Raw genomic sequence first — 14,151 nt, forward strand, 5'->3', positions numbered from 1 at the left:
TGGAGAGCTTCTCAAGGCCAATGTGTTCCCGGCCAGGCAGCTGCAGTAAAACATGATGTTAATATGATATCAATTGGCTCGCGAAGCATTTTCGTTCAAGGGTCAAGCTGCGCATGCAGCAGCCGATACAGGGTGGATGAACTCACTTTATTCCGAATTGAGCCTGGGGGTTTTCCAATGGCTGGCATTCTCGACACGGTAGACCAACGAACGCAACTGGTGGGTGAGAACCGCCTGGAAATCCTGATGTTCCGCCTGGCCGGGCGCCAGTTATTCGCCATCAATGTGTTCAAGGTGCAAGAAGTGCTGCAGCTGCCCAAGTTGACATTGATGCCACAGCGCCACGCGTTCGTCTGTGGCGTGGTCAACCTGCGAGGGCAGACCTTGCCGGTGATCGACCTGTCCCAGGCAATCGGCATGCGCCCGCTGCAGCCGGGGCCGGACAGCACCATCATCGTTACCGAGTACAACCGCTCGGTGCAGGCGTTCCTGGTGGGTGGGGTCGATCGCATCGTCAACATGAACTGGGAAGCCATCATGCCTCCGCCTTCCAGCGCGGGCCGCCAGCATTACCTGACGGCGATCACCAAGGTGGACGAAAACCTGGTGGAGGTCATCGACGTCGAGAAAGTGCTGGCCGAGATCGTGCCTTACAACGCGAAGGTCTCCAACGACAAGCTCGCTGACCCGATACTGGCGCGCGCCCGTGGCCGTGAAGTGCTGCTGGTGGACGACTCCAGCGTGGCGCTGGCGCAGCTGCGTGACACCCTGTCGCAACTGGGGATGAAACTGCATGTTGCCAGCGATGGCCTGAAGGCTTTGCGCATGCTCAAGGGCTGGGCCGATGCCGGCGAGGACATGAGCGAAAAACTGCTGATGGTGTTCACTGACGCAGAAATGCCGGAAATGGACGGTTATCGGCTGACCACGGAAATCCGCAGCGATGCCCGCCTGCGCAAGCTGTACGTGGTGTTGCACACCTCGCTGTCAGGCAGTTTCAACGAGTCCATGGTCAAGAAAGTCGGCTGCGACAATTTCCTTTCCAAGTTCCAGCCTGATCGCCTGGTCGACGTGGTCAAGCAGCGGTTGCTGCTGGATTCGACCACTGCGTGATCAGTGCGGTAGCCGGGTATAATCTGGCATTTGGCACGGCACGAGGCAGGCAGGGATGTTTCTGAGTGAGCTGTATCGGTATCCGGTGAAGTCGGCGCAGGCGCAGCGCCTGCAGGCTTCACGGGTCGACAATCTGGGGTTGGCGGGTGACCGACGCTGGCTCGTGGTCGAGCAAGACAACGGGCGCTTTCTCACCCAGCGCGCCTGGCCGCAGCTCAGCCAGCTCAAGGCTGGCGAAGGGGAGGCGGGTACGCTGCTGCTGGAGGCCCCGGGGCTGCCCGCTCTGCATGTGAAGGTGCCGCCTGCAGATGATGGCCTGCGCGGCGTGACCATCTGGCGTGACACGTTGCGTGTGCCGGATGCCGGCGATGAGGCGGCGGCCTGGTTATCGCAATTGCTCGGCAAGCCAGTGCGGCTGGTCCACTGCCCGGCGCACCGGGCGCGCTACCTGCCCAGCGGTTATGGCTTGAACAGCGACAGGGCGGCCTTCCCCGATGGTTTCCCGTTATTGCTGATTGGCGAGGGTTCGCTGCAAGAGCTGAACCGGCGCATTGGCCGGCCCATGGAGATGCTGCGTTTTCGACCCAACCTGGTGGTGCAGGGGGCAGAGCCGTTTGCCGAAGATGGCTGGAAGCGTATTCGCATTGGCGGGCTGGAGTTTCGCCTGCTCAAGCCGAGCGTGCGGTGCATCTTCACCACGCTGGACCCTGAAACCGGAGCGCGCAGCCCGGACCGGGAGCCGTTGACCACCCTCAAGACCTTTCGCGAGCGCGAGGGTGACATCCTGTTCGGGCAGAACCTGGCGGTGGATGGCTGTGGGCGGCTTGAGGTAGGGATGAAGGTCGAAGTGCTGGAGTAGCGGTAGCAAGCAGGTGCCTCTTCGCGAGTTGGCCCGCGAAGAGGCGGCGTTGCTTCACATGTCGTCGAAATACCGCTCGTGCCAGTCCACCAATGGCTGTGGTGCGTTGAGCTTCTGCCCGTAGATCACCGAGTAAGACAGCACGTTCTGCACATACTGACGCGTCTCGTCGAACGGAATCGATTCCACCCACACATCGAAGCTCAGGTGCTTGGCGCCCTTGAGCCATTGGCGCACGCGCCCGGGGCCGGCGTTGTAGGCGGCGGACGCCAACACCCGGTTGCCGTTGAACTGGCCGTGCACCTGGCTCAGATAAGCTGCGCCCAGCTGAATGTTGGTGTCCGGGTTGAGCACCTGGCGCGGCGACGCCAGCGGAATGCTGAACTTGCGCGCGGTTTCCTTGGCTGTGGCCGGCATCAACTGCATGAGACCACTGGCACCTACACTGGAGCGCGCATCCTCCATGAAGGCACTTTCCTGGCGGGTGATTGCGAACACCCAGCTTGAGTGCAATCCACGCACCTTGGCTTCGCGTACCAGCGTGTCGCGGTGGGCCATCGGGAAGCGGATGTCCAGGTCATCCCAGTACTTGGCCTGGCTGATGGTGCGAATGGCCGGGAAGTACCAGCGCAGGTCATAGGCCAGGCGCGCCTGGGCAACCATTTCGTCGCGGCTGAAGTGGCGGCTGACGTGATACCACTCGCGGCGGCCGTCGACGATCTGGCCACGGGCATGGAATTCCAAGGCGCGCTGGATGCCCGGCGTATTGCGTACCTTACGCACCAGTTGCGGGCTCAGCACCAGTGGCTTGTTGTTGAGCTGGTAAGGGGTTTGCGCCCGGTCGGCCGCGAGGAATCCGTAGAAGTCCCGTTCGCGCGCCACGTTCTTGTACAGCAGCAGGCTTTGCGGGTTGTTTGGCTGGGCCAGTTCCAGGCTGCGCGCTTGCCAGTACTGCCAGCGGCTGCTGCTGGCCAGGTCTTGCGGCAGGCGCTTGGTCAGTTCGTAGGCGTCTTCCCAGCGGCCCAGGCGCAACAGCAGGCGCAGACGCCACTCGGTGACGGTGTTGTCCCGCAGCTCTGGGTCATAGCGGGTCATCAGGTCAAGGGCACGCGGGTCATAGCGGCGTGCCAGGGTCAGGCCGATTTCACGGGCGATGGCCACTTTCTCGTCGCTGGAGAAATGCATGCGCTGGGCGTAGTCGTCGAGCAGGGCCATGGCCCGCTCAGGGTTCTGGCGAGCCAGGCGGCGCAAGCCCAGGCTCACTACATCGGACATCGCCTCGTTGACCGGTGTGAAGCGCGATGGCTGGTTGAGCAATTCGGGTTTTTGCGCGACATCGACCAGCAGGCGGCCTTGCGGGCCGAGCGTGGTCAGGGATTTGACCAGGCTGTTGGCCAGGGCATAGTTGCGCGCCTGGGCTGCCAGTTTGGCGCGGTTCCAGCGCTTGGCCTCGGTCAACTGACCTTCGGCGGCCCACATGCCGAACAGGGCGTCGCAGGCGGCCGGTTGCGACTTGCCTACGTTCCACAGTTTCTCGGCGCTGGCATAACCCTCGGCGCGCAGGCCGTGGCTGAGTTGATACTGGCCGTTGAGGCAGTCCAGTTCGGTGAAGTTGAGCTTGGGGTCGTAGTACTTGACGAAGGTGTCCCACTCGCCGCGTTCGGCCAGCCAGCGCAACCAGCGCAGTTTCATCCAGTTGGCCTGGGGAAGGTCGCCATGTTTGGCCAGAAACGCTTCGATTTCCTGGTTGCTGGCGCTTTTCAGCCGAGCGGTCAGTTCGTCGTAGGCCAGGTAGGGCGTCAGCGGGTAGTCGCGCAGGGCCTGGGCATAGCGCAAGTACGGGCCTTTGTCGCCCTTGGCCAAGGCACGCTTGGCCTCGTCGTAGTACTGACGTTGCTGAGAGAGGTCGATGGCCTGCGCCGCGCTGGCGGTGGCGGCGGTAAGCAGCAGGCAGGAAGCAATCTGTAACAGGCGGCTGCGCATGATACGTCCGGGCAGTTGAACCATGGGAAAGTGACGGCGGAGCCAACACTGTTGGAAGCTATTGTTCTAGCTTAGCTGTTTGCCGGCAGCGGGTGAAAGCACTGTGCTTGTATCAAGGCGTTAAGACCGACCGGATGTCGCAATGCCCTGGCAGCGCGGGCAACTTAATGCTGGAACGGGCCAACTCAGGTAGAATGCGCGCCCGCTTTCTGGAGACGAACATGACCCTGCTCAAATTCAGCGATGTGTCCCTCGCATTCGGCGCGATGCCGCTGCTGGACAAAGTGTCCTGGCAGATCGCCCGTGGCGAGCGGGTGTGCATCATCGGCCGCAACGGCACCGGCAAGTCGAGCATGCTGCGCCTGGTCAAGGGCGAGCAGAAGGGCGACGACGGTGAAATCTGGCGCGCCCCTGGCCTGAAGATCGGCGAGCTGCCGCAAGAACTGCCAGTGGCTGACGAGCGGACTGTTTTCGACGTGGTGGCCGCTGGCCTGGACGGCGTTGGTGAACTGCTTGCCCAATTCCACCACCTCAGCCAGAACATCCAGGGCGATGATGACCTGGAAAAACTCATGCATGTTCAGCACGAGCTCGAAGCCCGTGACGGCTGGCGCCTGCAGCAGGTGGTGGAAAGCACCCTGAGCCGCCTGCAGCTGCCTGCCGACAAAACCCTGGCCGAGCTGTCCGGTGGCTGGCGTCGACGCGTGCTGCTGGCGCAGGCGCTGGTGTCCGAACCCGACCTGCTGCTGCTCGACGAGCCGACCAACCACCTGGACATCGGCGCCATCGCCTGGCTCGAAGAGGCCCTGCGTGGTTTTAACGGGGCGGTGCTGTTCATTACTCACGACCGTTCATTCCTGCAGAACCTGGCAACCCGCATCCTCGAACTGGACCGTGGTGGGCTGATCGACTGGAACGGTGACTACGCCAGCTTCCTGGTGCACAAGGAAGCTGCGCTGGCCGCCGAAGAGACCGCCAACGCACTGTTTGACAAGCGTCTTGCCCAGGAAGAGGTGTGGATCCGCCAGGGCATCAAGGCCCGCCGTACCCGCAACGAAGGCCGGGTGCGCGCACTCAAGGCGTTGCGTGTCGAGCGTAGCGAGCGGCGTGACCGTCAGGGTAAGGCGAACATCCAGATCGAGGCCGCAGAGAAATCCGGCAAGCAGGTGATGGTGCTGGAGAATGTCAGCTTCCACCACGCTGGGGGGCCACTGCTGGTCAAGGACTTCTCCATGGTCCTGCAGCGTCAGGACCGCATTGGCCTGTTGGGCGCCAACGGTACCGGCAAGACCACGCTGCTCAAGCTGATGCTCGGTGGCCTGGAGCCTACGTCGGGCAAGGTCGAGCGCGGCACCAAACTGGAAGTCGCCTACTTCGATCAGATGCGCCACCAGCTCGATCTGGAAAAAACCGTGATCGATAACCTGGCCGAGGGCCGCGATTTCATTGAAATCGACGGCCAGAACCGGCATGTGCTCAGCTACCTGGGCGATTTCCTGTTCAGCCCCCAGCGTGCTCGCACACCGGTCAAGGCGCTGTCGGGCGGTGAGCGGGCGCGTCTGCTGCTGGCCAAACTGTTCAGCAAGCCGGCCAACCTGCTGGTACTGGACGAACCGACCAACGACCTGGATGTGGAAACCCTCGAGCTTCTTGAAGAGGTGCTGTGCAATTACAAGGGCACCGTGCTGATGGTCAGCCACGACCGGGCCTTCCTCGACAACGTCGTCACCAGCACGCTGGTGTTCGAAGGCGAGGGCAAGGTGCGTGAATATGTGGGTGGCTACGAGGACTGGATCCGCCAGGGCGGTTCGCCAAAGCTGTTGGGCGTGACCGAGAGCAAGGGTGGCAAGTCCGAGCTCAACAGTGCCGTGGTCCAGAAACAGGACGAGCAGGTGGCGCCGGCGCCAGCCCCGGTGGCAGCGGATGCTTCGAAGAAGAAGCTCAGCTACAAGCTGCAGCGGGAACTGGAGATGCTGCCTGGGCAAATTGATGCGATCGAGCAGCGAATGGCGGTGGCCCAGGAGGAAGTCAACGCCCCAGGCTTCTATCAGCGGCCGATCGAGGAAACCTCAGCGGTGCTGGCCAAGCTGGAGCAGATGCAGGGCGAACTGGATGCCTTGGTAGAGCGCTGGGCCGAGCTGGAAGGTTAAGCCAGTCCCGGCCTCATCGCCGGCAAGCCGGCCCCCACAGGGTAGCCACTGTTCTTGCGAACGGTGGAGATCCTGTGGGGGCCGGCTTGCCGGCGATGAGGCCAGCCAGGCTGGGTCATTCCTTCTTCTGCAACCGCACCGCCAGTACATCGCACGGCGCCCCATGCAGTACGTCGTTGGCCGTTGAGCCCAGCAACAACGCCAGGCCATGGCGGCCGTGGCTGCCCACCACGATCAGGTCGCAGTTCTGCTCCTTGGCGAGCTGGTGGATCTCCTGGCGCGGTTGGCCATAGGTCAGGTGAGAATCACCGCGATTGATCTCGGGGTACTTGTTGAACAGGCGGTCCATACGCTCCTTGGCCTGATCGAACTGTTGCTGCTGCAACTGCGACAGGTCCATTGGCACGTCACCGCCAAAGGCCATGGCCATGGGTTCGACGATATGGACCAGCGAGACCTTGGCGTGTGTGGGGTCGGCGAGCTTCATGGCACGCTTGATCACCGGGTCGCACTCTTCGGTGAGGTCGACGGCGACCAGAAGATGTTGGTAAGGCATGAGCTGTACTCCTGACAATCGCGATAGTAGAAGTATGGTCGCTTCGGGCGGGTGTTGCGTGAAACTGAGTAACCCGCTCATTTGCAACGCTTTATGGGATCTACAGATATGACGGTATTGCTGGTGGTGTCAATCCTTGCGCTGATTCTCAGCCCTTTCGCCTGGCTGCGTCAGTCGCGCAAGCAAGGTGAGCAGATGAGCCTGCGCCTGGAGGCGCGGCGCATGGGGCTGGCCATGCAACTGGCGCCGCAGCAGTGGCCGCACTGGCTGGAAAAAGAGCCGCCCAGCCCTTGCCCGCAGTACCATCGGGCGCGCAGGCGTGGGCATGAAGACAGCTGGTGCTACTGGCAAGTCAGCCCGGGTGTGTGGTGCAACCAGTGGCGTGAAGTGTGTGAGGTAACGCGCCTGAATGATGTTTTCTCGCGGCTGCCGGGCACCGTCTACAAGGTCGAGGCCGACAAGCGCATGCTCGCGCTTTACTGGAGCGAGCGAGGTGACAAATCTGTGTTGCAGGATATTGCCTACGCGTTTGAAACCCTCGCCTGACCTCCCTTGAACGACAAAGCGGCAACCTGGCACCCGCCCGCAAGGGGTGAATGCCAGGTTGCCGCTTTGTCGTTTCTGCTGCGCAGAAAAGGCCAGGCAGGCCGGGAATTTCTTCAAGCAAGTGGCAGTGTAGCCATCCTGCGGCGCTGTGTAGCCAAAAAAAAAGCAATGGCCTCCTTTTTGTGGTCAATCGCTGACATGAATGATCAGTGATCACTGTCACCATGATTTACACCCACACCCTACAAAATGACCGGAAAGTCGCATTTTCACGGTGCCTGTAAGCATTTGACAACGCCGACCTTTTCGGAGAATGTGTGCATACCCAAATCAAACGGGCGTATGAATTGAGCGTTTGTATGTCACATCGCTCATCCAGAATCCCGACTAGCGCGCTGACGGGTGTGCCTGGGCAGAAGCAGCGAAGCGCTGCTTTTCCACCAGCGATCGGCGTGTACAGTTCAGCTTCCATATCGTGGAGATCAGTTGATGATTTACGAAGGTAAAGCCATCACGGTTAAGGCTCTTGAAAGCGGCATCGTCGAACTGAAGTTCGACCTCAAGGGTGAGTCCGTCAACAAGTTCAATCGCCTGACCCTGGACGAGCTGCGCCAAGCCGTCGAAGCCATAAAGGCCGACGCCTCGGTGAAGGGCGTGATCGTCACCAGCGGCAAGGACGTGTTCATCGTCGGCGCCGACATCACCGAGTTCGTCGATAACTTCAAGCTGCCCGAGGCCGAACTGGTTGCCGGCAATCTGGAAGCCAACCGCATCTTCAACGCGTTCGAAGACCTCGAAGTGCCGACCGTTGCCGCCATCAACGGCATCGCCCTGGGCGGTGGCCTGGAAATGTGCCTGGCGGCCGACTATCGGATCATGTCCACCTCCGCGAAGATCGGCCTGCCGGAAGTCAAGCTGGGCATCTACCCAGGCTTCGGCGGTACCGTGCGCCTGCCGCGCCTGATCGGTTCGGACAATGCCATCGAGTGGATTGCCGCCGGTAAGGAAAACCGTGCTGAAGACGCCCTGAAGGTCGGTGCCGTCGATGCTGTGGTTGCCCCTGAGCTGCTGCAGGCGGGTGCCCTGGACCTGGTCAAGCGCGCTATCAGTGGTGAGTTGGATTACAAGGCCAAGCGCCAGCCCAAGCTGGAAAAGCTCAAGCTCAATGCCATCGAGCAGATGATGGCCTTCGAGACTGCCAAGGGCTTCGTGGCTGGCCAAGCCGGCCCGAACTACCCAGCGCCCGTCGAAGCCATCAAGTCGATCCAGAAGGCTGCCAACTTCGGTCGCGACAAGGCGCTGGAGGTCGAGGCAGCAGGCTTTGCCAAGCTGGCCAAGACTTCGGTTGCCCAAAGCCTGGTCGGCCTGTTCCTGAACGATCAGGAACTCAAGCGCAAAGCCAAGGCTCACGACGAAATCGCTCACGATGTCAAACAGGCTGCCGTGCTCGGCGCTGGCATCATGGGTGGCGGCATTGCTTACCAGTCGGCGGTCAAGGGTACCCCGATCCTGATGAAGGACATCCGCGAGGAAGCCATCCAGCTGGGCCTCAACGAGGCGTCCAAGCTGCTCGGCAACCGCGTCGAAAAAGGCCGCCTGACCCCGGCGAAAATGGCCGAGGCACTCAACGCCATTCGCCCGACACTGTCCTACGGTGATTTCGCCAACGTCGACATCGTCGTCGAGGCCGTGGTCGAGAACCCCAAGGTCAAGCAGGCAGTGCTCGCTGAAGTGGAAGGCCAGGTGAAAGAGGATGCGATCCTTGCGTCCAACACCTCGACCATCTCCATCAACCTGCTGGCCAAGGCGCTCAAGCGCCCCGAGAACTTCGTCGGCATGCACTTCTTCAACCCGGTGCACATGATGCCGCTGGTCGAAGTCATCCGTGGCGAAAAGTCCAGTGAAGTGGCGGTTGCCACCACCGTGGCCTACGCCAAGAAGATGGGCAAGAACCCGATCGTGGTCAACGATTGCCCGGGCTTTTTGGTCAACCGCGTGCTGTTCCCGTACTTCGGTGGCTTTGCCAAGCTGGTCAGCGCCGGTGTCGACTTCGTGCGCATCGACAAGGTCATGGAGAAGTTCGGCTGGCCGATGGGCCCGGCCTACCTGATGGACGTGGTCGGCATCGACACCGGCCACCACGGCCGCGATGTGATGGCCGAAGGCTTCCCGGACCGCATGAAGGACGAGCGCCGCTCGGCTGTCGACGCCCTGTATGAGGCCAATCGTCTGGGCCAGAAGAACGGCAAGGGTTTCTATGCCTACGAAACCGACAAGCGTGGAAAGCCGAAGAAGGTGTTCGACGCCACCGTGCTCGATGTGCTCAAGCCGATCGTCTTCGAGCAGCGTGAAGTCACTGACGAAGACATCATCAACTGGATGATGGTCCCGCTGTGCCTGGAGACCGTGCGCTGCCTGGAAGACGGCATCGTCGAAACCGCTGCCGAAGCGGACATGGGCCTGGTATACGGCATTGGTTTCCCTCCGTTCCGTGGTGGTGCGCTGCGTTACATCGATTCGATCGGTGTGGCCGAATTCGTTGCCCTGGCCGACCAGTACGCCGATCTGGGGCCGCTGTACCACCCGACCGCGAAGCTGCGCGAAATGGCCAAGAACGGCCAGCGCTTCTTCAGCTGAGCAGCCAACGCCTTTGAGAGAGTAGAGCGAGATTATTGATATGAGCCTCAATCCAAGAGACGTGGTGATTGTCGACTTCGGTCGCACCCCGATGGGCCGCTCCAAGGGTGGCATGCACCGCAACACCCGTGCTGAAGACATGTCTGCGCACCTGATCAGCAAGCTGCTGGAGCGCAATGGCAAGGTCGACCCGAAAGAAGTCGAGGACGTGATCTGGGGTTGCGTCAACCAGACCCTGGAACAGGGCTGGAACATCGCCCGCATGGCGTCGTTGATGACCCAGATCCCGCACACCTCGGCCGCCCAGACCGTCAGCCGCCTGTGCGGCTCGTCGATGAGCGCGCTGCACACCGCCGCCCAGGCGATCATGACCGGCAACGGCGACGTGTTCGTGGTCGGTGGTGTCGAGCACATGGGGCACGTCAGCATGATGCATGGCGTGGACCCCAACCCGCACCTGTCCTTGCACGCTGCCAAGGCTTCCGGGATGATGGGCCTGACTGCCGAGATGCTCGGCAAGATGCACGGCATCACCCGTGAACAGCAGGACCTGTTCGGCCTGCGTTCGCACCAGCTCGCCCACAAAGCGACTGTGGAAGGCAAGTTCAAGGACGAGATCATCCCGATGCAGGGCTATGACGAGAACGGTTTCCTGAAAGTCTTCGACTTCGACGAGACCATTCGCCCGGAAACCACCCTTGAAGGCCTGGCATCGCTCAAGCCTGCGTTCAACCCCAAAGGTGGTACGGTCACAGCCGGTACTTCGTCGCAGATCACCGATGGCGCTTCGTGCATGATCGTCATGTCCGGCCAGCGCGCGATGGACCTCGGTATCCAGCCATTGGCGGTGATCCGCTCCATGGCAGTCGCTGGCGTTGACCCGGCGATCATGGGCTACGGCCCTGTGCCGTCGACCCAGAAAGCCCTCAAGCGCGCTGGGCTGACCATGGCCGATATCGACTTCATCGAGCTCAATGAAGCCTTTGCTGCACAGGCCCTGCCCGTGCTCAAAGATCTGAAAGTGCTCGACAAGATGGATGAGAAGGTTAACCTGCACGGCGGCGCAATTGCCTTGGGTCACCCGTTCGGTTGCTCCGGGGCACGCATTTCCGGCACCCTGCTCAACGTCATGAAGCAAAATGGCGGTACGTTGGGCGTGGCCACCATGTGCGTCGGCCTCGGTCAGGGCATCACCACTGTCTTCGAACGCGTCTGATCGCGTAGCGGGACAGCAGCCGGGGCCTTGTGCCCCGGCTTTTGTTTTTTACAGAATTTGTTTCAAGAGGGAAGGCGACATGCAGATACAACCAGGCGTATACCGGCATTACAAAGGGCCTGAGTACCGTGTCTTCAGTGTCGCACGGCACTCCGAAAGCGAAGAGTGGATGGTTTTCTACCAATGCCTGTATGGTGACTACAGCTTCTGGGTACGACCACTTTCGATGTTCCAGGAGTCAGTCGAGGTTGACGGCGAGCAGGTGCCACGCTTTGCTTTGGTCAAGGCCGAAGAAGGGTTGCCTGAGCTGCTTGGCAAGGCGCGCGAGTGAACGACCGCGCTTGACCTCACTCTATTGCCACTATATATAGCGGTGCCGCGTCCGGCACCTGACGCGTTCTTCATCTTCAGATTCAGGAATACTCCGATCCATGGGCAAATCGCTGGTCATTGTGGAATCCCCGGCCAAGGCCAAGACCATCAACAAGTACCTGGGCAACCAGTACGTGGTGAAGTCGAGTATCGGCCACATCCGTGACCTCCCCACCAGCGGTTCGGCCAGCGCCAGCAAAGAGCCGGCCGCCAAGCGTGGTAAGGCTGCGGGTGAGGCTCCGGCCCTGTCGCCCAAAGAAAAGGCCCGTCGCCAGTTGGTGGCGCGCATGGGCGTCGACCCCGAGCACGGCTGGAAGGCCAAGTACGAGATCCTGCCTGGCAAGGAAAAGGTGATCGACGAGTTGCGCCGGCTGGCCAAGGATGCTGACACCATCTATCTCGCAACCGACTTGGACCGCGAAGGGGAGGCCATCGCCTGGCACCTGCGCGAGGCCATCGGTGGAGACGACACCCGCTACAAGCGCGTGGTGTTCAACGAAATCACCAAAAAGGCCATCCAGGATGCGTTCTCGCAGCCTGGCGAGCTCGATATCGATCGCGTCAATGCCCAGCAGGCGCGCCGCTTCCTGGACCGCGTGGTGGGCTACATGGTCTCGCCGCTGCTGTGGGCCAAGATCGCCCGTGGCCTCTCGGCCGGGCGTGTCCAGTCGGTGGCCGTGAAGCTGGTGGTCGAGCGTGAGCGCGAGATCCGCGCCTTCATTCCGGAAGAATACTGGGAAGTGCACGCCGACCTTGGCACCGCCAAGCAAGCCAAGGTGCGTTTCGAGGTGACCCGCGAGAAGGGCGAGGCATTCAAGCCGCTGAACGAAGCCCAGGCCATGGCTGCGCTGAGCAAGCTCAAGGCGTCCAGCTACAGCGTGGTCAAGCGTGAAGACCGCCCGACCAGCAGCAAGCCGTCGGCACCGTTCATCACCTCCACCCTGCAACAGGCTGCGAGCAACCGCCTGGGCTTCGGTGTGAAGAAGACCATGATGATGGCTCAGCGCCTTTACGAAGCGGGCTACATCACCTACATGCGTACCGACTCGACCAACCTGTCGGTCGACGCGCTGGACATGGCGCGCAGTTACATCGAGCGCGAGTTCGGCAAGCAGTACCTGCCCGAGGCACCGCTGGTGTACGGCAGCAAGGAAGGCGCTCAGGAGGCCCACGAAGCGATTCGTCCTTCCGACGTCAACACGCACCCAACCAAGCTCAGCGGCATGGAACGTGACGCCGAGCGCCTCTACGAACTGATCTGGCGCCAATTCCTCGCCTGCCAGATGCCGCCTGCCCAGTACCTGTCCACCAGCGTGACCGTGGCTGCCGGTGATTTCGAGTTGCGTGCCAAAGGCCGCATCCTCAAGTTCGACGGTTACACCCGTGTGTTGCCGCAGCAGAGCAAGCCGGGCGAAGATGACGTGTTGCCGGAAATGGTCCAGGGTGAGGCGCTCAAGCTGATCCAGATCGACCCCAGCCAGCACTTCACCAAGCCACCTGCGCGCTTCACCGAAGCCAGCCTGGTCAAGGAAATGGAAAAGCGCGGCATCGGTCGCCCTTCGACGTATGCGGCCATCATTTCCACCATCCAGGACCGCGGCTACGTCACGCTGCACAACCGCCGCTTCTACTCCGAGAAGATGGGCGACATCGTTACCGAGCGCCTGTCGGAAAGCTTCGCCAACCTGATGGACTACGGCTTCACCGCGGACATGGAGGAGAACCTCGATGACGTGGCCCAGGGCGAGCGCGACTGGAAAAACGTGCTGGACGAGTTCTACGGCGACTTCAGCAAGAAGCTGCTGACGGCCGAGTCCGCCGAGCACGGCATGCGTGCCAACCAGCCGACCATGACCAACATTCCGTGCAAGGAATGTGGGCGTCCGATGATGATCCGCACTGCCTCCACCGGCGTGTTCCTGGGTTGCTCGGGTTACAGCCTGCCGCCCAAAGAGCGCTGCAAGGCCACCGTCAACCTGGTGCCGGGCGATGAAATCGCTGCGGATGACGAAGGTGAGTCGGAGTCGCGCGTGCTGTTGGGCAAGCACCGCTGCCCGATCTGCTCCACGGCCATGGATGCTTACCTGCTCGACGAGAAGCACAAGCTGCATATCTGCGGTAACAACCCTGATTGCGTCGGCTACGAGATCGAAGAGGGCAGTTACCGCATCAAGGGTTACGAAGGGCCGAGCCTGGAGTGTGACAAGTGCGGCAGCGAGATGCAGCTCAAGACCGGCCGCTTCGGCAAGTTCTTCGGTTGCACCAACCCGGCGTGCAAGAACACCCGCAAGCTGCTCAAGAGCGGCGAGGCGGCTCCACCCAAGATGGACAAGGTGGACATGCCAGAGCTCAAGTGCGAGAAGGTCGACGACACCTATGTGCTGCGTGATGGTGCTTCTGGGTTGTTCCTGGCCGCCAGCCAGTTCCCCAAGAATCGCGAGACCCGTGCACCGCTGGTCATGGAGATCGTGCCGCACAAGCACGAGATTGACCCCAAGTACCACTTCCTGTGCGATGCGCCGCAGAAAGATCCGGAAGGTCGCCCGGCAGTGATCCGCTACAGCCGCAAGACCAAGGAGCAATACGTGCAGTCCGAGGTCGATGGCAAGCCTACCGGCTGGAAGGCGTTCTACGACGGCAATGCCTGGAAGGTCGAAGACAAGCGCTGATTGTTTCAGCGACGAGATTGGGGCCGCTTAGCGGCCCCATTTCATGGGTG

The 14,151-nt window shown here is 61.4% G+C and carries 10 protein-coding genes; 8 read left to right on the plus strand and 2 right to left on the minus strand.

Annotation, left to right across the window (positions count from 1 at the left end):
- The first annotated feature begins 177 nt into the window (after nucleotides 1-177).
- Nucleotides 178-1,113, plus strand: coding sequence for a chemotaxis protein CheV (locus JNA92_RS02315; protein ID WP_241803157.1), 936 nt, complete (start codon nucleotides 178-180; stop codon nucleotides 1,111-1,113).
- Nucleotides 1,114-1,168: 55 nt separating this feature from the next.
- Nucleotides 1,169-1,972: an MOSC domain-containing protein gene (locus JNA92_RS02320; RefSeq protein ID WP_241803158.1), complete on the plus strand. Its 804-nt coding sequence runs from the start codon at nucleotides 1,169-1,171 to the stop codon at nucleotides 1,970-1,972.
- A 54-nt stretch (nucleotides 1,973-2,026) separates the two neighbouring features.
- Here JNA92_RS02320 and JNA92_RS02325 read toward each other — a convergent pair whose 3' ends face one another.
- A complete protein-coding gene (locus tag JNA92_RS02325) occupies nucleotides 2,027-3,955 on the minus strand; it encodes a transglycosylase SLT domain-containing protein (protein WP_241803159.1) in 1,929 nt (642 codons plus the stop codon).
- Between the two features lie 221 nt (nucleotides 3,956-4,176).
- On the opposite strand from JNA92_RS02325, the gene JNA92_RS02330 reads away from it, so the two are divergent.
- Nucleotides 4,177-6,105, plus strand: coding sequence for an ATP-binding cassette domain-containing protein (locus tag JNA92_RS02330; RefSeq protein WP_241803160.1), 1,929 nt, complete (start codon nucleotides 4,177-4,179; stop codon nucleotides 6,103-6,105).
- A gap of 115 nt (nucleotides 6,106-6,220) precedes the next feature.
- Here the strand turns inward: JNA92_RS02330 and JNA92_RS02335 are convergent, their stop codons facing one another.
- On the minus strand, nucleotides 6,221-6,661 hold the full coding sequence (locus tag JNA92_RS02335) for a universal stress protein (protein WP_241803161.1): 441 nt from the start codon (nucleotides 6,659-6,661) through the stop codon (nucleotides 6,221-6,223).
- A 108-nt stretch (nucleotides 6,662-6,769) separates the two neighbouring features.
- Between JNA92_RS02335 and JNA92_RS02340 the strand changes: the two genes are divergently transcribed.
- The 5 genes from JNA92_RS02340 (at nucleotide 6,770) to topA (ending at nucleotide 14,101) form a co-directional block, all read left to right on the plus strand.
- A complete protein-coding gene (locus JNA92_RS02340) occupies nucleotides 6,770-7,207 on the plus strand; it encodes a hypothetical protein (RefSeq protein ID WP_241803162.1) in 438 nt (145 codons plus the stop codon).
- Nucleotides 7,208-7,696: 489 nt separating this feature from the next.
- Nucleotides 7,697-9,844: a fatty acid oxidation complex subunit alpha FadB gene (gene fadB, locus JNA92_RS02345; protein WP_241803163.1), complete on the plus strand. Its 2,148-nt coding sequence runs from the start codon at nucleotides 7,697-7,699 to the stop codon at nucleotides 9,842-9,844.
- A 40-nt stretch (nucleotides 9,845-9,884) separates the two neighbouring features.
- The gene (gene fadA / locus JNA92_RS02350) at nucleotides 9,885-11,060 is read left to right on the plus strand and encodes an acetyl-CoA C-acyltransferase FadA (protein WP_003248768.1); all 1,176 of its coding nucleotides are present in this window, start codon (nucleotides 9,885-9,887) and stop codon (nucleotides 11,058-11,060) included.
- A 79-nt stretch (nucleotides 11,061-11,139) separates the two neighbouring features.
- Complete coding sequence (locus JNA92_RS02355) at nucleotides 11,140-11,391, plus strand: DUF1653 domain-containing protein (RefSeq protein WP_241803164.1); 252 nt, start codon at nucleotides 11,140-11,142, stop codon at nucleotides 11,389-11,391.
- Nucleotides 11,392-11,491: 100 nt separating this feature from the next.
- A complete protein-coding gene (topA, locus tag JNA92_RS02360) occupies nucleotides 11,492-14,101 on the plus strand; it encodes a type I DNA topoisomerase (protein WP_241803165.1) in 2,610 nt (869 codons plus the stop codon).
- The last annotated feature ends 50 nt before the right edge of the window (nucleotides 14,102-14,151 follow it).

Source organism: Pseudomonas putida (assembly GCF_022627325.1).
Taxonomy (GTDB): domain Bacteria; phylum Pseudomonadota; class Gammaproteobacteria; order Pseudomonadales; family Pseudomonadaceae; genus Aquipseudomonas; species Aquipseudomonas putida_X.

Excerpts from the sequence above, each read along its gene's own strand:
- JNA92_RS02315 (WP_241803157.1), top strand. The coding sequence starts at position 178 with ATGGCTGGCATTCTCGACACGGTAGACCAACGAACGCAACTGGTGGGT.
- JNA92_RS02320 (WP_241803158.1), top strand. The coding sequence starts at position 1,169 with ATGTTTCTGAGTGAGCTGTATCGGTATCCGGTGAAGTCGGCGCAGGCG.
- JNA92_RS02325 (WP_241803159.1), bottom strand. The coding sequence starts at position 3,955 with ATGCGCAGCCGCCTGTTACAGATTGCTTCCTGCCTGCTGCTTACCGCC.
- JNA92_RS02330 (WP_241803160.1), top strand. The coding sequence starts at position 4,177 with ATGACCCTGCTCAAATTCAGCGATGTGTCCCTCGCATTCGGCGCGATG.
- JNA92_RS02335 (WP_241803161.1), bottom strand. The coding sequence starts at position 6,661 with ATGCCTTACCAACATCTTCTGGTCGCCGTCGACCTCACCGAAGAGTGC.
- JNA92_RS02340 (WP_241803162.1), top strand. The coding sequence starts at position 6,770 with ATGACGGTATTGCTGGTGGTGTCAATCCTTGCGCTGATTCTCAGCCCT.
- fadB (WP_241803163.1), top strand. The coding sequence starts at position 7,697 with ATGATTTACGAAGGTAAAGCCATCACGGTTAAGGCTCTTGAAAGCGGC.
- fadA (WP_003248768.1), top strand. The coding sequence starts at position 9,885 with ATGAGCCTCAATCCAAGAGACGTGGTGATTGTCGACTTCGGTCGCACC.
- JNA92_RS02355 (WP_241803164.1), top strand. The coding sequence starts at position 11,140 with ATGCAGATACAACCAGGCGTATACCGGCATTACAAAGGGCCTGAGTAC.
- topA (WP_241803165.1), top strand. The coding sequence starts at position 11,492 with ATGGGCAAATCGCTGGTCATTGTGGAATCCCCGGCCAAGGCCAAGACC.